At 68.2% G+C, this 22,529-nt stretch carries 25 protein-coding genes and 2 tRNA genes; 20 read left to right on the plus strand and 7 right to left on the minus strand.

Translation table 11 applies throughout. The features are described 5' to 3' along the window. Positions 1–204 precede the first annotated feature (204 nt). The gene (locus tag K3769_RS28565) at positions 205–681 is read left to right on the plus strand and encodes an HD domain-containing protein (protein WP_267029145.1); all 477 of its coding nucleotides are present in this window, start codon (positions 205–207) and stop codon (positions 679–681) included. Between the two features lie 343 nt (positions 682–1,024). Here the strand turns inward: K3769_RS28565 and K3769_RS28570 are convergent, their stop codons facing one another. Next, a complete protein-coding gene (locus tag K3769_RS28570; RefSeq protein WP_267029146.1) occupies positions 1,025–2,197 on the minus strand; it encodes an acyltransferase family protein in 1,173 nt (390 codons plus the stop codon). Positions 2,198–2,786: 589 nt separating this feature from the next. Here K3769_RS28570 and K3769_RS28575 point away from each other — a divergent pair. Beyond that, the gene (locus K3769_RS28575; protein WP_107016269.1) at positions 2,787–2,981 is read left to right on the plus strand and encodes a hypothetical protein; all 195 of its coding nucleotides are present in this window, start codon (positions 2,787–2,789) and stop codon (positions 2,979–2,981) included. A gap of 239 nt (positions 2,982–3,220) precedes the next feature. Next, the gene (locus tag K3769_RS28580; protein WP_267029147.1) at positions 3,221–4,060 is read left to right on the plus strand and encodes an alpha/beta fold hydrolase; all 840 of its coding nucleotides are present in this window, start codon (positions 3,221–3,223) and stop codon (positions 4,058–4,060) included. 266 nt (positions 4,061–4,326) lie between these two features. Here K3769_RS28580 and K3769_RS28585 read toward each other — a convergent pair whose 3' ends face one another. The 4 genes from K3769_RS28585 to K3769_RS28600 form a co-directional block, all read right to left on the minus strand. Continuing rightward, a complete protein-coding gene (locus tag K3769_RS28585; protein ID WP_308216409.1) occupies positions 4,327–4,791 on the minus strand; it encodes a DUF6083 domain-containing protein in 465 nt (154 codons plus the stop codon). Between the two features lie 99 nt (positions 4,792–4,890). Beyond that, positions 4,891–5,097, minus strand: coding sequence for an Imm32 family immunity protein (locus tag K3769_RS28590; protein ID WP_267029148.1), 207 nt, complete (start codon positions 5,095–5,097; stop codon positions 4,891–4,893). 472 nt (positions 5,098–5,569) lie between these two features. Further along, positions 5,570–6,082, minus strand: coding sequence for a GNAT family N-acetyltransferase (locus tag K3769_RS28595; protein WP_267029149.1), 513 nt, complete (start codon positions 6,080–6,082; stop codon positions 5,570–5,572). Between the two features lie 13 nt (positions 6,083–6,095). Beyond that, positions 6,096–6,869 (minus strand): GntR family transcriptional regulator, encoded by a 774-nt coding sequence (locus K3769_RS28600; protein ID WP_267029150.1) that lies wholly within the window; start codon positions 6,867–6,869, stop codon positions 6,096–6,098. A 130-nt stretch (positions 6,870–6,999) separates the two neighbouring features. Here K3769_RS28600 and K3769_RS28605 point away from each other — a divergent pair, with 130 nt between their 5' ends. The 11 genes from K3769_RS28605 to K3769_RS28655 all read left to right on the plus strand — a co-directional run bounded on the left by K3769_RS28605 (position 7,000) and on the right by K3769_RS28655 (position 13,445). Then, on the plus strand, positions 7,000–7,329 hold the full coding sequence (locus K3769_RS28605) for an SCO3933 family regulatory protein (RefSeq protein WP_267029151.1): 330 nt from the start codon (positions 7,000–7,002) through the stop codon (positions 7,327–7,329). Positions 7,330–7,331: 2 nt separating this feature from the next. Continuing rightward, positions 7,332–8,672 carry an FtsK/SpoIIIE domain-containing protein gene (locus K3769_RS28610; RefSeq protein WP_267029152.1) on the plus strand — a complete coding sequence of 447 codons (1,341 nt, stop codon included), beginning with the start codon at positions 7,332–7,334 and terminating at the stop codon, positions 8,670–8,672. 72 nt (positions 8,673–8,744) lie between these two features. Continuing rightward, positions 8,745–8,912, plus strand: coding sequence for a hypothetical protein (locus K3769_RS28615; protein WP_267029153.1), 168 nt, complete (start codon positions 8,745–8,747; stop codon positions 8,910–8,912). 77 nt (positions 8,913–8,989) lie between these two features. Further along, positions 8,990–9,673, plus strand: coding sequence for a DUF2637 domain-containing protein (locus tag K3769_RS28620; protein WP_267029154.1), 684 nt, complete (start codon positions 8,990–8,992; stop codon positions 9,671–9,673). Between the two features lie 16 nt (positions 9,674–9,689). Further along, the gene (locus K3769_RS28625) at positions 9,690–9,872 is read left to right on the plus strand and encodes a mobile element transfer protein (protein ID WP_267029155.1); all 183 of its coding nucleotides are present in this window, start codon (positions 9,690–9,692) and stop codon (positions 9,870–9,872) included. Positions 9,873–9,887: 15 nt separating this feature from the next. Next, complete coding sequence (locus K3769_RS28630; protein ID WP_267029156.1) at positions 9,888–10,163, plus strand: hypothetical protein; 276 nt, start codon at positions 9,888–9,890, stop codon at positions 10,161–10,163. A gap of 91 nt (positions 10,164–10,254) precedes the next feature. Further along, positions 10,255–10,434: a hypothetical protein gene (locus tag K3769_RS28635; RefSeq protein ID WP_267029157.1), complete on the plus strand. Its 180-nt coding sequence runs from the start codon at positions 10,255–10,257 to the stop codon at positions 10,432–10,434. A gap of 5 nt (positions 10,435–10,439) precedes the next feature. Beyond that, positions 10,440–10,685, plus strand: a complete 246-nt coding sequence (locus K3769_RS28640) for a hypothetical protein (protein WP_267029158.1) — start codon at positions 10,440–10,442, stop codon at positions 10,683–10,685. Next, a complete protein-coding gene (gene repSA, locus K3769_RS28645; RefSeq protein ID WP_267029159.1) occupies positions 10,682–12,085 on the plus strand; it encodes a replication initiator protein RepSA in 1,404 nt (467 codons plus the stop codon). Before K3769_RS28640 ends, repSA begins: the two co-directional genes overlap by 4 nt. Continuing rightward, the gene (locus K3769_RS28650; RefSeq protein ID WP_267029160.1) at positions 12,085–12,279 is read left to right on the plus strand and encodes an excisionase family DNA-binding protein; all 195 of its coding nucleotides are present in this window, start codon (positions 12,085–12,087) and stop codon (positions 12,277–12,279) included. Before repSA ends, K3769_RS28650 begins: the two co-directional genes overlap by 1 nt. Next, positions 12,279–13,445, plus strand: coding sequence for a tyrosine-type recombinase/integrase (locus K3769_RS28655; protein ID WP_267029161.1), 1,167 nt, complete (start codon positions 12,279–12,281; stop codon positions 13,443–13,445). Before K3769_RS28650 ends, K3769_RS28655 begins: the two co-directional genes overlap by 1 nt. A gap of 66 nt (positions 13,446–13,511) precedes the next feature. Here the strand turns inward: K3769_RS28655 and K3769_RS28660 are convergent. Then, positions 13,512–13,585 (minus strand) — tRNA-Gly (locus K3769_RS28660). Between the two features lie 153 nt (positions 13,586–13,738). On the opposite strand from K3769_RS28660, the gene K3769_RS28665 reads away from it, so the two are divergent. The 5 genes from K3769_RS28665 to clpX all read left to right on the plus strand — a co-directional run bounded on the left by K3769_RS28665 (position 13,739) and on the right by clpX (position 18,668). Further along, positions 13,739–13,815 (plus strand) — tRNA-Pro (locus K3769_RS28665). A gap of 187 nt (positions 13,816–14,002) precedes the next feature. Next, the gene (gene tig, locus K3769_RS28670) at positions 14,003–15,421 is read left to right on the plus strand and encodes a trigger factor (RefSeq protein WP_267029162.1); all 1,419 of its coding nucleotides are present in this window, start codon (positions 14,003–14,005) and stop codon (positions 15,419–15,421) included. Between the two features lie 412 nt (positions 15,422–15,833). Next, on the plus strand, positions 15,834–16,439 hold the full coding sequence (locus K3769_RS28675; RefSeq protein WP_107016456.1) for an ATP-dependent Clp protease proteolytic subunit: 606 nt from the start codon (positions 15,834–15,836) through the stop codon (positions 16,437–16,439). Positions 16,440–16,540: 101 nt separating this feature from the next. Then, a complete protein-coding gene (locus K3769_RS28680; protein ID WP_149513660.1) occupies positions 16,541–17,221 on the plus strand; it encodes an ATP-dependent Clp protease proteolytic subunit in 681 nt (226 codons plus the stop codon). Between the two features lie 160 nt (positions 17,222–17,381). Next, entirely contained in the window at positions 17,382–18,668 is a 1,287-nt protein-coding gene (clpX, locus tag K3769_RS28685; protein ID WP_107016457.1) for an ATP-dependent Clp protease ATP-binding subunit ClpX, read from the plus strand. 80 nt (positions 18,669–18,748) lie between these two features. Here clpX and K3769_RS28690 read toward each other — a convergent pair whose 3' ends face one another. Next, complete coding sequence (locus K3769_RS28690; RefSeq protein ID WP_267029163.1) at positions 18,749–19,672, minus strand: hypothetical protein; 924 nt, start codon at positions 19,670–19,672, stop codon at positions 18,749–18,751. 135 nt (positions 19,673–19,807) lie between these two features. Between K3769_RS28690 and K3769_RS28695 the strand changes: the two genes are divergently transcribed. Next, complete coding sequence (locus K3769_RS28695; protein WP_267029164.1) at positions 19,808–22,438, plus strand: valine--tRNA ligase; 2,631 nt, start codon at positions 19,808–19,810, stop codon at positions 22,436–22,438. The last annotated feature ends 91 nt before the right edge of the window (positions 22,439–22,529 follow it).

The raw sequence follows: 22,529 nt of genomic DNA on the forward strand, positions 1-22,529 counted from the left end.
GATCAGAAGCTCTGCGTGTCCGATGGGCCCGTTCCTTCGTGGTCGAGGGGGAGGGAGTGGTCCGCTGAATAAAGACGAGTCAAGAGAACGTCAAGAAAGCGTCAGTACTTAGTTTACCAAACGATCACGCGGGGTCGATAAGTGTGGGCTTCTCCCCGCCTGGGGCGGGACGGACGGAACCTCACAGCAGGGCACACTCGACGCATGACCGACAACGAGCCCCGCCCACCGCTGACCCTCACCGAGGTCGAGGCCCTGGCGCGCGACGCGCACGCCGCCCAGACCGACAAGGCGGGCCGCCCGTACGTCGAGCATCTGCGGGCGGTGGCCGAGGGGGTGCGCGTCCGCGGCGGCGACGAGGACCAGATCGCCGCGGCCTGGCTGCACGACTCCGTGGAGGACGACGCGCTCTCGGAGGACTGGCTGCGCGAGGCCGCGCTGTCCGCTCGTACGAAGGCCATCGTGCTGGCGGTCACCAAGCGGCCGGGCGAGTCCCCGCAGGCGTACGCGGCCCGCATCCTCGCCACGCCCGGCGCACTCCTGGTGAAGGAGTCGGACCTGGCCCACAACGCGAACCCGGAGAGGCTGGCGGCGCTGGACACCCCCACCCGCACACGCCTGACAGAGAAGTACAAAAAGATGCACGAACTCCTGGACCTACAAAACCCCCCACGCCCCTGAGACACCCCTCGCAGGGGCGCCCCCAAGGGGCGCGGGGGAACGCCGCACCGAGCGACGACAAACCCGCAGGTTGCCTTTCAGGGGCGCGGGGAACGGCGCACCGAGCCATGACAGACCCGCACGATTGCCTTTCAGGGGCGCGGGGAACGGCGCACCGAGCCATGACAGACCCGCAGGTTGCCTTTCAGGGGCGCGGGGAACGGCGCACCCAGCGACGACAGACCCGCAGGATTGCCTTCAAGGGGCGCGGGGAACGGCGCAGTCCCGTCCACAGCGGAACCGCAGCCGACCCGCTACCCCAGCAGCCGCACCGGTACGCGCACGAGCCGAGCGGCCCAAGCCCTCAGGACTTGGCCCGCTCGCGGGCAACCTCCGTGGCGTCCCGCCGGAACGCCCACTCCATCTTCGGCTCCATCGCGAAGCGGAACATCCGCTGCACCAGGGGCGTGCACAGCGCGGTGATGACCGCCGCCGCGAAGACGGACACCAACACCTCGCCGACGGGATGGCTCAGCCAGGTGTACTCGTCGTACCAGCCCCAGAAACGGGACCCCTTGGCCAGGAACCCGTGCAGCAGATAGCCGTACAGCGTGCCCGCGCCGAGAACCGTGAACCACATCTTGCGCCGAGGCACCCACGCGAAGAAGCACGACGTGAGCACCATCGAGCAGCCGAACATCGCGAGCGTCATCACGACACCGGCCCACCAGGGCGCGCCCAGCTCCTGCGCACTGTCACGGTGGTAGAACCAGGCCGAGTTCATCCGCGGCCCCGCCCAGTACGCGAAGGCCAGCGTGAGCGCGAGGACCGGCACCGACAGGATCCGGACCTCGCGGCGCCGCATCATCTGGAAGTGCTCGGGCTTCATGAACAGGCCCACGACGAAGAACGGCAGGAATTGCAGGACCCGTTGGAGGTCCAGGTCGTCGCCGATGTCGGGGGAGACGGAGGCGAGGACGGCGATGGCGAGCGCGAGCGGTACGGGCCAGCGCACGACCTTCCACAGCGGGACGGTCATCCGCCACACGAAGAGCGCGACCAGGAACCACGTCAGATACCAGGGGTCCAGCAGGCTGATGGGGTGGCTCGGATCGTCGTCGGCCCACCTCTTGAAGAAGGAGTACGCCACCTCGAAGAGGACGTACGGCACGACGACACCCGTGATCAGTCGGCGCAGCCGGTCGGGGCGCATGTCGAAACTGCGGGAGAAGTAGCCGGAGATGATGATGAAGGCCGGCATGTGGAAGGTGTAGACGACCATGTAGAGCGCCTCGGCGGCGCGGCTGTGGTCGGTCAGCGGTTCCCAGGCGTGGCCCATCGCGACGAAGACGATCGCGAGGTACTTGGCGTTGTCGAAGAACGCGTCACGCTGTTTGGCGGGTCTGACGTCCGGCGCGGCGGCGGTGCCCGCGTGCGGTGTTCCTGAGGGTCGCGGACTCGGTACTCCCGGAGCCGGAGACTGTGCCGGTGGGAGTGGAGCCCTCTGTTGGCCGTGCGGACGGAGCGAGTTCGTCACAGACCCTCCCACCAGGAGCCGGGGGAGACGATCCGCGACCTCGCCGCACATGCGGGGGACGAGGCGGCGTAGGACATCTGGAGCACCCTAGCGTTGTCTGCGGGATTCCGTGAAACCCCTGAGGCGAATCCTGCTTATCGTCCCTCGGGTACCCAGGATTTCGTGAAGTTGACATGGCAACGACTATGGCGGGCGCCACATTCGGCCGGATGTTACGTCCTGATTCGTCATGACTAAACATCGCATACCACCCGCGGGCGACTCTGGTGGAATGTCCGATCGAGTCGGCTTTAGTGCCCTGTTAGTGCCCCGCCCGACGGTGTGCCGGTGTGCCTGTGCCAACAATTCGAATTACCTGCGAACAGGTTGTGTGCACAGGTGTGTGGACATGGAAACGATCTTTCTGAATTACTCGTGCGGGGGATGCGTCGAATTGCCGTGCGGGGCCCGGCCGTTCACGCCGCCGACTGATGGATGCCTCACCTGCCGCATACGGGGGCCCTGTTGGTGGCACGATGGTTCTGGCGGGGGTGTGCGGGGTTGCACCTCCGGGCGGGAGAGCGGAACCGACCGTAGGGTGTGATCAGTTGTGGCCATTTCGCTGTCAGTGGTGCTGCTGTTGGCGATCGTCCTGGTGGTGTTGATCCGGGGCGGATCGATCAAGGCGGGGCCGGCGGTAGTCGCCGTGCTCTTCGGCTTCTTCCTGGCCTCCACAGGCATGGCGGACGACATCCAGCGCTTCCTCAACTCGATAGCGGAGACCATCAACTCGATCCAGTTCTGAGCGGGCGCACGGCCCCGGCGAACCACGGGCGCGCGGCGCGGGAGCGGACGGGGCGGCACTGCCCGGACCCGTCGCCCGGCGAAATCCGCGCACGGCCCCCCTGCCGACGACCCCGGAATCGGCTCTTCGGCTTCGCTATTGCCACCGCTTCTGGCACTGCTGCAGGCACCGCTACCGCCGCGGTCGCGTTCGCGGCCGACGCACGGCGATCCGGCGATCCGGCGAAGGAGCGCACCGACGTGAACGGGAAGACCGCCTGGCTGTTGCGGGAGAGCTGGGAGAGCCCGAACGGGACCCTCCGGTGGGACCGCCTCGGACCGCGGGACGGCCCCCCGGTGGTGCTGCTGCACGGCACCCCGTTCTCCTCGTACGTATGGCACGAGATCGCCCCCGCCCTGGCCGCCGAGGGACACCGGGTCCACGTCTGGGACATGCCGGGTTACGGCGGCTCCGCGAAGACCCACGGCCAGGACGTCTCCCTGAAGGCTCAGGGGGAGGTGTTCGCCGGGCTCCTCGACTTCTGGGGGCTCACGCGGCCCTCGGTGATCGCGCACGACTTCGGAGGCTGCGTCTCCCTGCGCGCGCATCTGCTCCACGGGGCCGACTACGGGCGGCTCGCGCTGGTCGACCCGGTCGCGCTGGCCCCCTGGGGCTCGCCCTTCTTCCGCCTGGTCGCCGACCACGCCGACGTCTTCGAGCGGCTCCCGGCCCCGCTGCACGAGGCCCTGGTCCGTGAGTACGTGAGCTCCGCGAGCCATCGCGGACTGCGCCCCGACGTCCTGACCGGACTGGTCGCCCCCTGGGCGGGAGAGGTCGGGCAGGCGGCCTTCTACCGCCAGATCGCCCAGGCCGACCAGGCCCACACCGACGAGATCCAGGGCCTGTACCCCTCGATGGACCTGCCCGTCACGGTCTGCTGGGGTACGGAGGACACCTGGATCCCGCCCGCCAGGGGCGAGGAACTGGCCACCCTGATCCCCGGCGCCCACCTGCGTACGATCCCGGACGCGGGCCACCTGGTCCCCCTGGACGCCCCGGCCCAACTCCTCGCCCCCCTGCTGACGTTCCTCGCCACGTGACGGCCGCCCCCCTGGTCGCGCCCCGCAACGAAGTAGGGCCAGGTCAGAGGAGTGATCCTCTGACCTGGCCCTACGTCATCTGGAGCGGGCGACGGGAATCGAACCCGCGTAGCTAGTTTGGAAGATCGCGTAACCGGGTCCCCGCTGACCTGGTGAAGTGCTGACCTGCGCGTTCGTCGGCTGCTTACCGGGGTTCCCCGTTGTTCCCCACCGGTGTCTGCTCGGTCGGGCACGTTCGGGGCACGGGCTGTGTCTCACGCTGTGATCTACGAATCGCCCCAGTAGGGGCACATCATGCGGTGAGCCGGCACAACGGGCTCGCCGGGCAGTGGATCGATTCCACGGACCCGTACAGCCACGATATCGGTGACGACGTGGAATGGGTCCGGGAGCCGCATCAAGCGCCACCTGTGAGGCTCAGGAACGTCTTTGGCGGGCAGTTCCGTGGTGTCGAGGCTGACCCATCGGTCATAGCTGGTCGGGCATAGGCGGATCAATGATCCGCACTCGGGGCAAACTGGCGGCTCGATCCATGAAGGGTCGTCAGGATCTGGCTCAGGCCTCGGGGCGGCCGTGGCTCCATCGGCTTCGGCCATCTCGTTGGCGAAGACGTTCCAGCAGGTCTCGCAGAGTCTGTTCATGAGATCGATCCGGCCTCGATCGCGCACAGTGGGATTGGCCTCCCCGCACTGATCGCACAAGTACCGCTCGTGGCCCCTTATCGCCCCCATGTGTCCGAGTGTGAGCGAATCTGACCGGGTTGTAGTAGGTCGCGATTTGGCCTTATTTGCGGATCACGCGAGCGTGCGGCAGTTGGGCCGGAGAGAGCCCTACAGCTTGTCGTCGCGTGCCAGGATCAGGCTGATCGAGCCGTCTTCGAGGTTGATGCCGGGGTCAAGGTGCTCGTGGTATCCGTCCCGGAGTTCGGGGCTGGCGAGACCGGTGAGGCGTTCGGCCAGTTCCTTCAGCCCTGCGGCATTGGCCGAGACGGTAATTTCGGTGGCTGAGCCGTACACCTTGATCTTGGGTTCATCCATCCGGGCACGCTACAGCGGGACTTCGCGCCCACCTTCACCACCACCTACCCCAGCTTCCATCCCGTCCGCCGTCGACCCACACACCGTGGAGCGGGCGTGGTTCAGGGCGTCAAGGTGGAGCGCGCCACTGTACGAACGACCTTGACGCCCTGGGCCGCGACTGCTCGGCTCTGCCTGGGTCGATGGTGGTCGGGATGGAAGCTCCCCGCGCACGCCACTACGTTGCCGCAGCCGGCAACGGCGCCCCCTCTGCCCCGGTGCCGGCCGATCCCCCGCCGGAGGCATCGCCTTGACCGTGACGTGCTGCATGGTGATCAACCCATCGTCCGGCCTATCCACGCGTGGGCGCGCGTCGGCGGCGGCAGCGCCGAGCGGGCCGAAGGCAGGAGCGCGGGCGCAGCCAGAGCCGGGAAGCGCGCCCGGCGGAGCGGAGCGCAGCCGGACTTGATGAGGTAGAGAAACCTGTAACAGCTCAGGCGTCGGGCGAGACGTAGCAAATGGCGTCAACGCTCTCGCCGGCTCCGTAGTGATGCGATGTCCTGCCGATCGCTTGCCAGCCGAGACGTTCGTACAGGCGCATGGCGGAGGTGTCCTTGGTCATCACGTCAAGGACAAGTCGCAGCCCGTGCTCACGGCCGTAGCCCATCGCAGCTCGCGTGAGTGCTTCTCCGAGGGCGTGCTTCCTGGCGGCCTTCACGACGAACAGTCGAGCCAAGACGCCGATTCGCTCTTCCGGCTCGCCGCTCTGCTGCGTCCACATCGACACGGCGTCCTCGTCCCGCGGGCTCATCACCGCCACATGCCCGACGACGGCTCCGTCCAGCTCTCCCACCCATGCGGCCATCACGTCATCGGAGCGCAACCACACCTCGGGTTGCTCCACTCCCTCGACCGGATACCCATCCGTGGCGTGCACCTCGGTCAACGCTGCGGCGGCTTCGGCAAGGTCAGAATCTTCGAAGGGTCGGATGACCGCAGACGGCATGGGCAACTCCTCGTTACTCGACGGGCAGCTCGTAGAGCAGTCCGGTTTGGTCGGCTCGGTGTACGTAGCGGGAGACCTCGAAAGGCGTCCCGTTCTGGTCGAAGCTCGTGTGCAGCACTTCAAGAACCGGAACGCCAGGCAGAAGCTCAAGAATCGCGGCTTCCTCGGGTGTGGGCATCCTGGCGCTGATTTCGTCGCGGACGCGCGTCATGACGTGTCCAAGATCCTCTAGGCGACCGTAGATGCCGTCTTTCCTGGTCTTCTGCTGCATTAGCAACGTTCCTTGTGCTTCATCCCACCGCAAGTAGGTTGAGACGACTTGCACCGGTTCGTCATCTGCGAAGTAGTGGTTTTCCCGGTGAACGACACTCTCCTCGTCCGCGGGCACGTTCAGGCGGTCCGCGACGTCCGCCGGCGGCTTCTCGCGCGCGATGGACGGGACCTCGATCCGCGCCACCTTGCCTTGCCGCTTCGCTTCCAGCCGGAACGGGGTCAATCCGGTCTCGCGGTTCTTGAGCGAGTAGCGATCACTCCCGAAGCGGAACAGCCTCTGCGGTTCCCGTACGAAAACACCGCTGCCGTGCTTCGCGGTGACAAGCCCCTGCTCGGCGAGTATCCGAATGGCCTCACGAGCGGTGTTTCGTGCCGCGCCATGCGTCTCGGCTAGCGCGCGCTCGGACGGCAACTTGTCGCCGGGGCGCCACTTCCCAGACTCGATCTGACGTCGCAGTTCTTCGGCGATGCGACGGCTGGGTGGCTGTGGGGTCGAGGGGCGGACGGACATCATGTCGGCAGCATAGCAACTGGCTCAAGCCACCTATTGACCCAAGGGTCCGCGTGTGCTCAACTGGCTTAAGCCAGTAAGTGGCTCAAGCCAGTTGGCGCACCGAAAGTGCGCCTCGACTGAGGAGTGACGCATGCCGTCCTTCAAGATTGATCTTTCGACTGCGGTCGTGATCGTGGCGACTGCCCCTGAGGCGAAGCTCGTCGACAAGCGCACGGGTGAGCGGGCCGTGGACCGGGATTCCGGTGCGGGTCTGTCCACGGTGGGTCTGGTGATCTCGGACGAGGGGGAGGGCAACCTCTACAAGGTCACCGTTCCGGAGACGGGTTACCCGGAGGGTCTTCAGCCGGGCTCGATCGTGCGCGTGGTGGGCCTGAAGGCGCGTGACTGGGAGAACGAGTTCAACGGCCAGAAGCGTCACGGCATCTCGTTCCGCGCGGTCGCGATCACGCCGGCGGCCTGACCATGACCGACATCGTGACGTGGTTCGAGCTGGGTGGTGCTGCCGCTGGTGCCGGCGGTCTCGGCTACGCGAAGGTACGTGCTCCTCGCGTGTACTGGTCGCTGGTGGGGATGCCGGTCACCTGGGGCCGGTTCACCTGGACGTACCGCTCGACGATGGATGTGTGCGGGCTGACGGTGCAGCCGTCCGGCATGCGGGCCTTCATGACCCGCAACGTGGCTCGCCGTGAGGTGCGGCCGGTGGCGCCCAAGGTCCGCCGGGTCCGGGGAACCTCGACCGGTCTGCGCGTCACTCTCCGTCTGCCCGCCGGCCTGGAGCCTGCCGACATCGCCGCATCGTCCGAGCGCCTGCGCCACGCCTGGGGAGTCCGCTCGATCATCGTGGCGGAGACCAAGCCCGGTTATGTCGAACTGCGGATGACCGGCTACGACGTCCTCAAGCGGGTCACGATGCCGCGCAAGGCCAAGCCTCGTGACCTGGTGATTCCGGTGGCGCTGCGCGAGGACGGCACGGTCTTCGAGCGGGACTACCGAAAGGTCCCCATGGCCCTGACGCTCGGCGCGAACCAGTCCGGCAAGTCGATGTATCAGCGCAACCTGATCAAGGGGCTGGCCCAGCTCCCGGTCGGATTGATCGGGATCGACTGCAAGCGCGGTGTCGAGCACAGCCGCTACGCGTCCCGGCTGTCGGCGCTGGCGACCACTGCGGACATTGCCGGGCAGTTGATCGATGTGCTGGTCACGGAGATGGAAGAGCGCTTCGACCTGCTCGCCCTGTATGGGGTCTCGGACCTGTGGGAGCTGCCGGAGCACGTGCGGCCGGTGCCCCTGGTGGTGCTGATCGATGAGGTGGCGGAACTGTTCCTGGTCACCTCCAAGAAGGATGAGCCGGCCCGCGACCGCACGGTCATGCAGCTCGTGCGCTTGGGGCAGATGGCCCGTGCGATCGGCATCTATCTGGAGGTGTGCGGGCAGCGCTTCGGATCCGACCTCGGCAGGGGCGCCACCGCGCTGCGCGCTCAGCTCACCGGCCGTGTGGTGCACCGCGTCAACGACAAGCAGACCGCCGACATGGGATTGGGCGACATCGCCCCGGACGCGGTGGTCGCGGTGACCTCGATCGCTCCGGATCGCCCCGGGGTCGCGGTGGCCGGTGACACCTCCGGCGGCTGGTCCCGTATCCGCACCCCCGAGACGACCCCGGACGAAGTAGCAGCGGTGTGCCGCGACTTCGCGCACCTCACCCCGGAGCCGCCGTTCCTGGCGCCGTTCCGACCCGTCAGCAGGGCCGTGCCGCCGATGCCGGCCGCACCGCCGCTGATGGTCCCGCAGCAGACCCCCTGATCCTCGCCCCACCCACCGCACGTGCGCCATGTCCCTACCCGCGCCATGCCGAAATCCGGAAGGAGATCACTCATGGCCCGCAAGACCGCCAAGCCCTCCGTGAAGCCGTGCTCGCCCTGCGGTGGCACCGGAGAGGTCTCCCGGACCGTCCGTGTCGGCCGCAAGCAACGGGTCGTGGGCCAGCAGACCGGCCTGTGCCTGAGCTGCCTGGGCGCCGGCGAACTTCCCGCTGACGACTGAATCCCGCCGGGGACGGGGCGACCGGACACAGTTCCTCGCCCCGCCCCCGGCCCAAGCCCTGTGAAGGAGGTGAGGACATGCCCCGCTCGATCCGCGTGGACGCCGTGCTCGTACAGGCCGTCATCGCCGGCGCGCTGTCCTTCGCCCACCTGCACGACCTTGCCGACGCTGCCGGACAGACCGGCTGGAAGGCCTGGGCCTACCCGGTCTCGGTGGACCTGCTGCTCGTCGCCGCGTGGCGCCGACTCCGGACCGCCCGCCGGGACCGCTCGGCCTGGATCTGGTTCGTGATCGCCCTGGTGGCCTCGCTCGGCGCGAACATCGCCACCGCCGGACTCCTCGACCTGGAACACGTCCCCGACTGGCTGCGCATCCTCGTCGCCGGCTGGCCCGCGCTCGCCTTCCTCGGCGGCACGCTCCTGGTCCACGCCCCCGACAAGACCCCGGCCCCGCCCGAGGTGTCCACACAGCCTGTGGACACAGCCCCGGCCCCCTCGGTCGACGTCCACCGCGACGACACACCCGAGAGCGTTCCGGCCCCGGTCACTGCCCCAGTGCCCGAACTCGACCCCGCACCCGCGCCCCCTCCGGCCGACGACCGGCCTGCGGTACCGGCCGCGCTGCTGGACCACGCACGAAAGCTCGCAGAGACGCACCGTGCCTCGACCGGCTCCCCGATGCCTGCCGAGGTGCTGTCGGCCCGACTCCAACTGCCCGCACCGATGACCAGCGCCATCGCCGCAGAACTCCAACTCACCTGACAGGAGGTCTCATCCCGTGCGCCCGAACCGCTTTTACGACGTGATCCGCATCGGTCCCGTCAAGGTCGGCACCTTCAACAACGGACGCGGCCAGACCCGCCACACCGCCGCCTGCACCGCCCCCGCCTGCGGGTTCTCCACCGAGCACCGCGACCGCTCGGCTGCCGAACTCGCCGCCCGTACCCACCGCTGCATCTGAGAGGAGGAGACCGCCATGCAGCTCCCAGAGGACCAGATGCGCGCCGGTCACATCCCCGCCGACCTGTACCGGCAGATCCCGCCCGGCACGGATGTGCGCAGGGTCGTGATCGTCCAAGAGGCTCCGCGCTCCTACACGGGTCCGATCGTCCTGACCCTGGTCGTGGCCGCCGGGTCCGTCGCGGTGCTGCTGGTCATCGCCTTCGTCGTCCAGGTCATCGCCGGCGCGGCCGTCGCCATCCTGTCGGCCACCGGCGGACTCACCTACACGATCAACCGCTACCGCAAGTAACCCTCCGGGGCGGCCTCTACCGCCAAGTATCCGCCGCCCCGGACGGCTGCACCTCTTCCCGATCTTCCGATCCGAAAGGGCTCCGTCCATCATGCCTGCCTCCAACTCGAACCGTCCGATCTGCCGTGACTGCGGCGGCTTCCCTGTCGTCTCGATCACTACCGGCGCCCGTCACCGCGACGGCTCCCGCGTCCTCCTGCGCGCCGTCTGCCGGGCCTGCAACGGCATCGGTCACCCCACCCCCGCTGCCGCTCTCTCCGCCCGCAGGTGACCGCCATGGGATTCCTGAACTGGAACTCCGGCGAGCACTTCGACCACCGCGGCGACTGCCCGTGCACCCAGTGCGGCAAGCCCACCCCGCTGCGCTCCCACGACGGAGAGTCCGTCCACAAGGTCTGTGCCGAGGACTGGAACGACCGCACCCCCACCGCACCTCGCTTCGAGCACGAGGGCCGCGACCTCGGCACCGCCCGCTACCACTCCGACCCGCCGCGCAAGAGCCGCAAGGACGGTGCTCGATGACCGACACCGCCACCCTGGCGGGTCTCGACCCGGCCACCCTCACCGATGTGCTGAGGGTGGCCGGCGCCGATGATTTCGACCGCTGGCACGAACAGATCAAGCGCACGGGCGGCTGCTCCGACCCGATCCGCCTCACCGGCGCCACGAAGACCATCGACCCGACCACGAAAACCGTCCTGCACGCCTACTCGACCGAGCACGAGCCGGGCGGCATGCTCCGCATCGCCTGCGGCAACCGCCGCGCCTCGCGCTGCCCGGCCTGCGCCTGGACCTACGCCGGCGACACCTACCACCTCATCCGCGCCGGGCTCGTCGGTGACCCGGCCAAGGGCACCCCGCACACCGTGCGCGAGCACCCCCGCGTCTTCGCCACCCTCACCGCACCCTCGTTCGGACCCGTCCACAACCGGCCCGGCAACCGGCCGTGCCGCTGCGGGGTCCGGCACGAGGAAGAAAACCCAGTATTGGGTACGCCTGTTGCCCCTGAGACGTACGACTACGCGGGCGCGGTGCTGTGGAACAACCACGCCTCCGACCTGTGGCGCTACTTCACGATCTACCTCCGCCGCGAGATCGCCAAGCGGGCCGGCCTCACCCAGAAGGACGCCCGCGAACAGTCCCGGCTGTCCTTCGGGAAGGTCGCGGAGTACCAGAAGCGCGGTGCCGTCCACTTCCACGCGGTGATCCGCTTCGACGGACCGGACGGGCCCGACTCCCCGCCCCCGCACTGGGCCGGCATCGGCCTGCTCACGGACGCCATCCATGCCGCTGCCGCTCGAGTAGCGGTCGACGTCGCACCCGCGGGGGACCAACCCGCTCGCACCCTGCGGTGGGGCACACAGCTCGACGTCCAGCCGATCGGCGCGTTCGGCAACGGCGAAGACCTCACGGAACAGGCCGTTGCCTCCTACGTCGCCAAATACGCCACGAAGGCGGCAGAGACGACCGGCACCGTCGACCGCCGGGTCGGCAACAAAGAGGCGCTGATCCTGCTCGGCGTGCCCGACCACCCCCGCCGGCTGATTGAAGCGTGCCTAGACCTCCACGCGCTCTACCCGGAACGCAAGCTCCGCGACTGGGCTCACATGCTCGGCTTCCGCGGCCACTTCTCCACGAAGTCCCGCCGCTACTCGACCACCCTCGGCGCCCTCCGACAGGCCCGTGCCGACTACCGCGCGGCCCAGCAACGCGCCTCCCTCGGCCTGCCCGACCCCGACGACCACCCGGAGGCAACCACCCTCGTGCTCTCCCACTGGACCTACGCAGGCCACGGCTACACCCCCGGCGAATCCTGGTTCGCAGCCAACATCCGCCGGGACATCCAACAGAACCGCGAGACCGCACGTGAAGCTCTGCAAGATTCCAACGCCCAGGGGGAGGACGCGTCATGGATCGGCTGATGGACGTGGAGCAAGTCGCGGAACGGTTGGGAACGACGGTGCGCTTCCCTCGGCGGCTGATCGAGGAACGGCGTATCGAGTACGTGAAGGTCGGGCGGCACGTTCGCATACGAGAGAGCGTCGTAGAGGCGTACATGGCGGCCAACACGGTGCAACCCCGCCGCTCCTCGACGGCTCTGCGGGCGGTCGCCTGATGGCCGGGCGTCGACAGTTCGGCCGTGTCCGCAAGCTCCCGTCCGGGCGCTACCAGGCCCGTTACGCCGGTCCTGACGGACAGCTCCGCCCGGCCCCGGAGACCTTCCGCACGAAGCGGGACGCGGATGACTGGCTGGCCGACAAGCAGACGGAGCTACGCCGTGGGGACTGGCACGACCCGGACGCGGGAAAGGTGGAGTTCGGTCCGTACGCCGCTGCCTGGATCATGGAACGGGAGCTGACCACGACCACCCGGCAGCTCTACCGCTCCCTCCTGCGGCACCACCTCGAACCGACCTTCGGGGCGGTCAACGTCGCGGACATCTCGCCCCCGTTCGTGCGACGTTGGCGGGCCGAGAAACTCGCTGCCGGCACCGGCCCGACCACGGTGGCCAAGGCGTACGCCCTGCTGCGCGCGATCCTGGGCACCGCCGTGGCCGACCAGATGATCAGGCGCAACCCGTGCACGATCAAGGGCGCGAGCACCGTGCACACCCCGGAGCGGCCCACCGCCACCGTGCAGGAGGTCTACGCCCTGGCGGACGCGATCCAGCCTCGCTACCGGGCGCTCGTGCTCATGGCCGGCTTCCTGGGCCTGCGCTGGGGAGAGCTGATCGGTCTGCATCGCCGTGACGTGGATCTCGACCACGGAGCCGTACGCGTCCGCCGTGCCGTTGCCGAGCTGAACAACGGACAGCGCGAGATCAAGGCGCCCAAGAGCGCTGCGGGCAAACGCACTGTGGCCATTCCGTCCGCGATCATCCCGGACATCCGCGTCCACCTGGCCGTGTACGCCGAACACGGAGCTGATGGCCGGGTCTTCATCGGCGCCAAGAAGGCGACTCCGCGGCGGAACCACTTCAATCGGCTGTGGCACAAGGCGTGCTCGGACGCCGACGTCAAGGGCCTGCACTTCCACGATCTCCGGCACACGGGCAACACCCTTGCCGCGTCGACCGGCGCGAGCACGCGAGAGCTGATGTCCCGGATGGGCCACAGCACCGCCCGCGCGGCACTGATCTATCAGCACGCGAGCGTCGACCGTGACCGGCTGATCGCCGATGCGGTGAGCGGCCTTGTCGACAAGAGCCGAAAGAAGACTCGGAAGGCCAAGAAGAAGCAAGATCGAAAGTCGAAGGGGCACGCGGGGGACACGTCGGACTGAACGGTGCCCCCGGAAACGACAAGGGCCAGGCGGAGGGATTTACCTCTGACCTGGCCCTACGTCATTTGGAGCGGGCGACGGGAATCGAACCCGCGTAGCTAGTTTGGAAGACTAGTGCTCTACCATTGAGCTACGCCCGCACAGCACGCACCGCAGGTCAGTGACCCGCGGCACTGAAGCATCGTAGCGGGTCGTACGCCCTCGCCGCACACCCCGTTCCGGCGGGCGGCGGCGCCCCGGGAAATGCGGGCGTGGCACGGTCCGCGGGCATGTACCCTACGTGACGCACCAGACGGGGTGTGGCGCAGCTTGGTAGCGCGTCCGCTTTGGGAGCGGAAGGCCGTGGGTTCAAATCCCGCCACCCCGACCACCGTGCCGGACCACCGGCGAGATCACCTTTTTGGGGCGTGTACCGCCTGCGGCTAGTATGCAAACTGCGCGCCCGTGTGTCTGCATTTTTACGTCCCTCAAGGGCCGCCAGTCCGCTGAGGCCCCGCCGTTTCCGGTAGGGACCGTCAGTAGAACCCAAAGAAGTCAGCCCCCAAGGAGACCGAACCGTGAAGAGCGCCGTGGAGACCCTGAACCCGACCCGGGTTCGGCTCAGCATCGAGGTGCCCTTCGAGGAGCTCAAGGACAGCCTCGACGCGGCGTACAAGAAGATCAACCAGCAGGTCACGGTGAAGGGGTTCCGGAAGGGCAAGATTCCGGCTCGCGTCATCGACCAGCGGTTCGGCCGCGGTGCGGTTCTCGAGGAAGCGGTCAACGACGCGCTTCCGAAGTTCTACACCGACGCGGTCAACGAAGCCGAGCTGAACGTCCTCGGCCAGCCCGAGGTCGACATCACGGAGCTGAAGGACGGCGAGACGCTGAACTTCACCGCCGAGGTCGACGTCCGCCCGACGATCGAGATCCCGGACTACTCCGGCATCGAGGTCGAGGTCGACGCCGTCGAGGTCAGCGAGGAGGACGTCGACAAGGCCGTCGAGGAGCTGCGTGAGCGCTTCGCCTCGACCGCCCCCGTCGAGCGTGCCGCCGAGGACGGCGACGTCGTCACCCTCGACCTGGAGGCCAAGGTCGACGGCGAGGTCCTGGAGGACGGCGTCGCGAGCGGCGTCTCCTACACCATCGGCTCCGGTGAGCTGCTGGACGGCATCGACGACGCCGTGAAGGGCCTGGAGGCCGGTGGCGAGGCCACCTTCGCCTCCGAGCTCAAGGGCGGCTCGGCGGCCGGCAAGGAGTCCGAGGTCACCGTCAAGGTCAGCCAGGTCGCCAAGCGCGAGCTGCCCGAGCTGGACGACGACTTCGCGCAGCTCGCGTCGGAGTTCGACACCCTCGAAGAGCTGCGTGCCGACAGCCGCAAGCGCCTTGAGAACATGAAGCAGTACGACCAGGCCACGCAGGCCCAGGAGCGAGTCCTGGAGAAACTGCTGGAGCTCGTCGAGGTGCCCGTCCCCGAGAAGCTGCTCGAGGACGAGATCAACACCCGCAAGCACAACCTGGAGCACCACCAGCTCGGCCAGATGGGCCTCGACCTCGAGAAGTACCTGGAGATCCAGGGCAAGACGGCCGAGGAGTTCGACGCCGAGACCAAGGAAGCCGCGGTCAAGGGCATCAAGACGCAGTTCGTCCTGGACGAGCTCGTCAACAAGGAGAAGCTGAACGTCAGCCAGGAGGAGCTCACCGAGCACCTCATGCGGCGTGCGGCCTCCTCGAACATGTCTCCCGACCAGTTCGCCCAGGCGGTCGTCGAGGGCGGCCAGGTTCCGATGCTGGTCGGCGAGGTCGCCCGCGGCAAGGCTCTTGCCGTGGTCGTCGAGGCCGCCACCGTCAAGGACACGAACGGCGAGGTCGTGGACCTCGACGACGAGGACGAGGACGAGGCCTCCACGGAGACCTCGACCGAGGCCGCCGCCGAGAGCACGACCGAGGAGGCCCCCGAGGCCGCCCCGGAGAAGACCGAGAAGACCGAGGCCTGATCGCCTCGCGGTACGCGGCTGCGGGCCCCCAGGACACGTCCTGGGGGCCCGCAGCCCTCTCTCCGGCCCCCCGCCGGGTCGCAGTCGCGGCTGCCTCCCGAGAGGGCTCCGGAGGGGTGTCGGCGGGTGCGGCCCGTGGTGGGTCGCCCGTGCGGCTCCGCGCGCCCCTGAGAGGGGGCGCGGGCGGTGAATTCCCTGCTCGACCCGGCGGAGCACATGCGCTCACAGCGAACAGTTCCTTCTGCGGGATTCCCCGGAGGGACCCGCGCGTTAGGGTCCATGAGTACGAGGGCAGGGGAGTCCCCGGAGCCGTCCGACACGGCACGCACACGGGGTCCCACGCCCCCAGCAGAAGACGTGTAGACGGCCCGGCGCCGTCGTAAGACGAGCAGGTGGATACGTGACGAATCTGATGCCCACAGCCGCCGGCGACCCCATCGGTGGTGGCCTCGGCGACCAGGTCTACAACCGGCTGCTCGGCGAGCGGATCATCTTCCTCGGCCAGGCGGTCGACGACGACATCGCCAACAAGATCACCGCACAGCTGCTGCTCCTTGCCTCCGACCCGGAGAAGGACATCTACCTCTACATCAACAGCCCCGGCGGCTCGATCACCGCCGGCATGGCGATCTACGACACCATGCAGTACATCAAGAACGACGTGGTGACGATCGCGATGGGCATGGCGGCCTCCATGGGCCAGTTCCTGCTGAGCGCGGGCACTCCGGGCAAGCGCTTCGCGCTGCCGAACGCGGAGATCCTGATCCACCAGCCCTCGGCCGGTCTCGCCGGTTCCGCGTCGGACATCAAGATCCACGCCGAGCGGCTGCTGCACACCAAGAAGCGGATGGCGGAGCTGACCTCGTTCCACACCGGCCAGACGGTGGAGCAGGTCACCCGCGACTCCGACCGGGACCGCTGGTTCGACCCGATCGAGGCCAAGGAGTACGGCCTCATCGACGACATCATGCCCACCGCTGCCGGTATGCCGGGCGGCGGCGGCACCGGGGCGGCCTAGGGCGGCCCGAGCGCCGACCCGGTGCCGGCCCAGGCCGACGCCCGCCGCTCCGAGACCCCAGCCGACCGCCCCAGCCCTTATCAGGCTCTTCAGGAGACACAGTGAACGACTTCCCCGGCAGCGGACTGCACGACCGCGCGCAGGCCGAGTACACGGGTCCTCGCGCGGAGTCCCGCTACGTCATCCCCCGCTTCGTCGAGCGCACCTCGCAGGGCGTGCGTGAGTACGACCCGTACGCGAAGCTGTTCGAGGAGCGCGTCATCTTCCTCGGCGTGCAGATCGACGACGCTTCCGCCAACGACGTCATGGCGCAGCTGCTGTGCCTGGAGTCGATGGACCCCGACCGTGACATCTCGGTCTACATCAACAGCCCCGGCGGCTCCTTCACGGCGCTCACGGCGATCTACGACACGATGCAGTTCGTGAAGCCGGACATCCAGACTGTTTGCATGGGTCAGGCCGCCTCGGCCGCCGCGATCCTCCTGGCGGCCGGAACGCCGGGCAAGCGCATGGCACTTCCGAACGCCCGCGTGCTGATCCACCAGCCCTATAGCGAGACCGGCCGCGGCCAGGTCTCGGACCTCGAGATCGCCGCGAACGAGATCCTTCGGATGCGCGGTCAGCTGGAAGACATGCTGGCCAAGCACTCGACGACGCCGATCGAGAAGATCCGCGAGGACATCGAGCGCGACAAGATCCTCACGGCCGAGGACGCCCTCGCGTACGGTCTGGTCGACCAGATCATCTCGACCCGGAAGATGAACAACGCCGCGGTCGCGTGACGCATCGCTGTATCGTCTGCCGCTCCTTGACGCGGTTCACGACAAAGTGAACCGCGCCAAGGGGGGCCCGAACGGGGGGCTCGGCAAGGTACCGTCGGACATAAGGCAGCACCAGGAGCCGCTGTACCTAGGCGTCTCCCAGGCGAAGGGGAAGCACACCGTGGCACGCATCGGTGACGGCGGCGATCTGCTCAAGTGCTCGTTCTGTGGCAAGAGCCAGAAGCAGGTCAAGAAGCTCATCGCAGGCCCTGGTGTGTACATCTGCGACGAGTGCATCGATCTCTGCAACGAGATCATCGAGGAAGAGCTCGCTGAGACGAGCGAGGTGCGCTGGGAGGAACTTCCCAAACCCCGGGAGATCTACGAGTTCCTCGAGGGTTACGTCGTAGGCCAGGAGTCCGCCAAAAAGGCCCTCTCGGTCGCGGTGTACAACCACTACAAGCGGGTCCAGGCCGGCGAGAACAGCACGGGTCAGAACCGCGAGGACGCCATCGAGTTGGCGAAGTCCAACATCCTGCTGCTGGGCCCCACGGGCTCGGGCAAGACGCTGCTCGCCCAGACGCTGGCCCGCATGCTGAACGTCCCGTTCGCCATCGCGGACGCGACGGCGCTGACGGAGGCGGGGTATGTCGGCGAGGACGTCGAGAACATCCTGCTGAAGCTCATCCAGGCGGCGGACTACGACGTCAAGAAGGCCGAGACCGGCATCATCTACATCGACGAGATCGACAAGGTGGCTCGCAAGAGCGAGAACCCCTCGATCACGCGCGATGTGTCGGGCGAGGGCGTCCAGCAGGCCCTGCTGAAGATCCTGGAGGGCACCACGGCCTCCGTGCCTCCACAGGGCGGACGCAAGCACCCGCACCAGGAGTTCATCCAGATCGACACGACGAACGTCCTGTTCATCGTGGGCGGTGCCTTCGCGGGCCTGGAGAAGCTCGTCGAGTCCCGTGCGGGTGCCAAGGGCATCGGCTTCGGCGCGACGATCCGCTCCAAGAAGGAACTCGAGGCGAAGGACCGCTTCGAGGACGTCATGCCCGAGGACCTGGTGAAGTTCGGGATGATCCCCGAGTTCATCGGCCGCCTCCCCGTCATCACGTCGGTCCACAACCTCGACCGCGAGGCCCTCCTGCAGATCCTGGTGGAGCCGCGCAACGCACTGGTGAAGCAGTACCAGCGCCTGTTCGAACTGGACGGCGTGGAGCTGGACTTCGAGCGCGAGGCCCTCGAAGCCATCGCGGACCAGGCCATCCTCCGCCAGACCGGCGCGCGCGGCCTGCGCGCCATCATGGAGGAGGTCCTCCAAGCGGTGATGTACGAGGTCCCGTCCCGCAAGGACGTGGCCCGCGTCGTCATCACCTCGGAGGTGGTCCGCTCGAACGTGAACCCGACGCTCATTCCGCGGGACGCGCGGGGCCGGGGACCGGGCGAGCAGAAGACGGCGTAGCCGTCACGCACGGACGCGAGGTACGGCGAAGGGCCCCGGTCACCGACCGGGGCCCTTCGCCCTTGCGCGTGCCGCGTCACTCAGAGCTTGACGCGGACCTCCTTGCGCACCTTGGCGGTGGTCTCGGCCACCTCCGCCGGGTCCGAGCTCTTGCCCGCCGCGGCGTCGGAGAACTCGATGGGCAGTACGAAGCCGAGCGTGCTGTGGTCCGCCCAGGCGCAGTACGTCACGTTCATCTCCTTGGGCTCGCCCGTGCTGCCGCCGGAGTTGTCGATCTTCGCCTGCTGGCACTTCAGGACGGCGCCCTCCAGCGAGCTGGGCTCGTAGGCCTTCGAGCTGCCGACGAAGGTGACGTCCTCGTCCTTGGCGTCCTTCTCCATGAAGGCGAAGAAATCGTCCACCGCCTTCTCCGGGTCGTCGATCTCCCCGTACACCCCGCCGAAGCTGAGCAGCTTGCCGGCCAGCGGGTTGTCCTTGTCGCCGGACTGGTAGGAGGCGCTGACGTCCTTGGGGTTCTTCACACCCCAGGACTCGGCGTCCTTCAGGTCGGACTTGGACATGCCGTCCCCGGAGCCCTCGCTCTTCTTGTACTCGGTGAGCAAGGTCGCCGGCGTCGTCAGCTTGTGGGGGCCGTCGTTCGCGACGTCCGCGGAGCCGCCGTTGCTGCCGCCGATGACGAAGTACGCGCCCACCGCGATCGCGGCCACGACCGCCACCGCGCCGATGATCAGGCCCGTCTTCTTCTTGCCCCCGCCGGGCGCCGGCGGCATCGGGGCGCCGTAGGGGGCGCCGGGCGGCTGCTGGCCGTAGCCGGGCTGCTGCGGCGGGACGCCGGGAGGGGCCTGCTGGGGGTACCCGTAGCCGGGCTGCGGCGGCGGAGCCTGCTGCGGGTAGCCGTAGCCGGGCTGGGGGGCCTGCGGCTGCTGGCCGTAAGGACCCGGCTGACCGTACGGCCCGGGCTGCTGAGGCTGCCCGCCGTACGGGCCCGGCTGGTTGTAGCTCATTCTGGGTTCCCCTCCAGATACTTATGTGGTGCGAACATCCTCACCCAGGCCGAGGGGCGCCGGAGCGGCGGGGGCCGCACCGTTACCAAGTAATCGGGTTTCGGAGCGAGGCTGTGACACCTCTAAACTGGGCGGGTGACCGACAACGCTCAGCAGCAGCCATCAGCCAACGCCCCCGAACTGCCGACCCAGTACGCGCCGGCCGAGGTAGAGGGGAAGCTGTACGAGCGCTGGGTCGAGCGGGGTTACTTCACCGCCGACGCGAACAGCGACAAGCCGCCGTACACCATCGTCATTCCGCCGCCGAACGTCACCGGGTCCCTGCACCTGGGGCATGCCTTCCAGCACACGCTCATGGACGCTCTCACCCGCCGCAAGCGCATGCAGGGCTTCGAGGCGCTGTGGCTGCCCGGCATGGACCACGCCGGTATCGCCACCCAGAACAAGGTCGAGCAGCAGCTCGCCGAGGAGGGCAAGTCGCGGCAGGACCTCGGGCGCGAGGAGTTCGTCGAGCGCGTCTGGCAGTGGAAGGAGGAGTACGGCGGCAAGATCCTCGGCCAGATGCGCCGGCTCGGGGACGGTGTCGACTGGGACCGCGAGCGGTTCACCATGGACGAGGGCCTGTCCAAGGCCGTCCAGACCATCTTCAAGAAGCTGTACGACGACGAGCTGATCTACCGCGCCGAGCGCATCATCAACTGGTGCCCGCGCTGTCTGACGGCCATCTCGGACATCGAGGTGAACTACCAGGAGGACGACGGCGAGCTCGTCTCCATCCGGTACGGGGAGGGCGACGAGACCCTCGTCGTCGCCACCACGCGTGCCGAGACGATGCTCGGTGACACCGCCGTCGCCGTCCACCCCGACGACGAGCGCTACCGCCACCTCGTCGGCAAGCGCATCAAGCTCCCGCTGACCGACCGCACCATCCCGGTCGTCGCGGACCACCACGTCGACCCCGAGTTCGGCACGGGTGCCGTCAAGGTCACCCCCGCCCACGACCCGAACGACTTCGCCATCGGGCAGCGCCACGGCCTGGAGTCGCTGACGATCATGGACGAGCGGGCGGTCATCACCGTCCACGGCCCCTTCGAGGGACTCGACCGCTACGAGGCCCGTTCCGCCGTCGTCGGCGCACTGCGCTCGCAGGGCCGGATCGTCGCCGAGAAGCGCCCGTACGTCCACAGCGTCGGACACTGCTCGCGCTGCAGCACCACCATCGAGCCGCGGCAGTCCCTGCAGTGGTGGGTCAAGGTCGGCCCGCTCGCGAAGGCCGCCGGTGACGCGGTCCGCGACGGCCGGGTGAAGATCCACCCCGAGGACATGTCGAAGCGGTACTTCGACTGGGTCGACAACCTCAACGACTGGAACATCTCGCGTCAGCTGTGGTGGGGCCACCGCATCCCCATCTGGTACGGCCCGAACGGCGAGACGGTCTGCGTCGGCCCCGACGAGCAGCCGCCCGGCACGGAGGCCGAGGGCTGGAGGCAGGACACCGACGTCCTCGACACCTGGTTCTCGTCCGGCCTGTGGCCGTTCTCCACGCTCGGCTGGCCCGAACAGACCCCGGACCTCCGGAAGTTCTATCCGACGGACGTCCTGCTCACCGGCCACGACATCATCTTCTTCTGGGTCGCCCGGATGATGATGTTCGGTCTGTACGCGATGGACGGCGAGGTCCCCTTCAAGACCATCGCGCTGACCGGTCTGGTCCGTGACGAGCGCGGCAAGAAGATGTCGAAGTCGTTCGGCAACGTCGTCGACCCGCTCGACTGGATGGACAGGTACGGCTCGGACGCCGTCCGGTTCACCCTGGCCAAGGGCGCCAACCCCGGTACGGACGTGCCGATCGGCGAGGACTGGGTCCAGGCGGCCCGTAACTTCGCCAACAAGATCTGGAACGCGACGCGGTTCGCGCTGATGAACGGCGCGACGGTCGAGGGGCCGCTGCCGGACGCGTCCGCGATGTCGGCGACGGACCGGTGGATCCTGTCCCGCCTCAACGAGACCGTCGCGGAAGTCGACGCGTACTACGAGGACTTCCAGTTCGCGAAGCTCTCCGACGCGCTGTACCACTTCGCGTGGGACGAGGTCTTCGACTGGTACGTCGAGCTGTCGAAGACGACGTTCATGGCGGGCGGGCCCGCGGCCGAGGTCAGCAAGCGGGTCCTCGGCGAGGTCCTGGACGTCACGCTGCGGCTGCTGCACCCGGTCGTGCCGTTCGTCACGGAGACGCTCTGGACGACCCTCACGGGCGGTGAGTCCGTCGTGATCGCCGACTGGCCCGCGGACAGCGGTTTCCGGGACGCGGGCGCCGAGCGGGAGATCGAGGCGCTGCAGCAGGTCATCACGGAGGTCCGTCGCTTCCGCGCCGATCAGGGGCTGCAGCCGGGGCAGCGGGTGCCGGCGCGGCTGTCCCTGGAGGGGACCGCGTTCGCTCCGCACGAGGCGGCCATCCGGCAGCTGCTGCGGCTGCAGCCGGAGGGGGACGACTTCTCGGCCACGGCGACGCTGCCGGTCGCGGGGGCGTCCGTCGCGCTCGACCTCTCGGGCACGATCGATGTGGCGGCCGAGCGGAAGCGGCTTGCCAAGGATCTTGGCGCCGCGGAGAAGGAGAAGGCGGCGGCGAACGCCAAGCTCGGCAACGAGGCGTTTCTCGCCAAGGCGCCGGATCAGGTCGTGGACAAGATCCGGGGGCGGCTCGCGAAGGCGGACGAGGACATTGCGCGGCTCTCGGCGCAGTTGGAGGCGTTGCCGCGGGTGTAGTGGGGGTGGTCCTGGCGGACGGCTGAGCCCACCTGGGGCGGGATGTCGGGTGCGGGTCGGTCGGTATGGGCCGCGCAGTTCCCCGCGCCCC

Source organism: Streptomyces ortus (assembly GCF_026341275.1).
GTDB classification, from domain to species: Bacteria; Actinomycetota; Actinomycetes; order Streptomycetales; family Streptomycetaceae; genus Streptomyces; species Streptomyces ortus.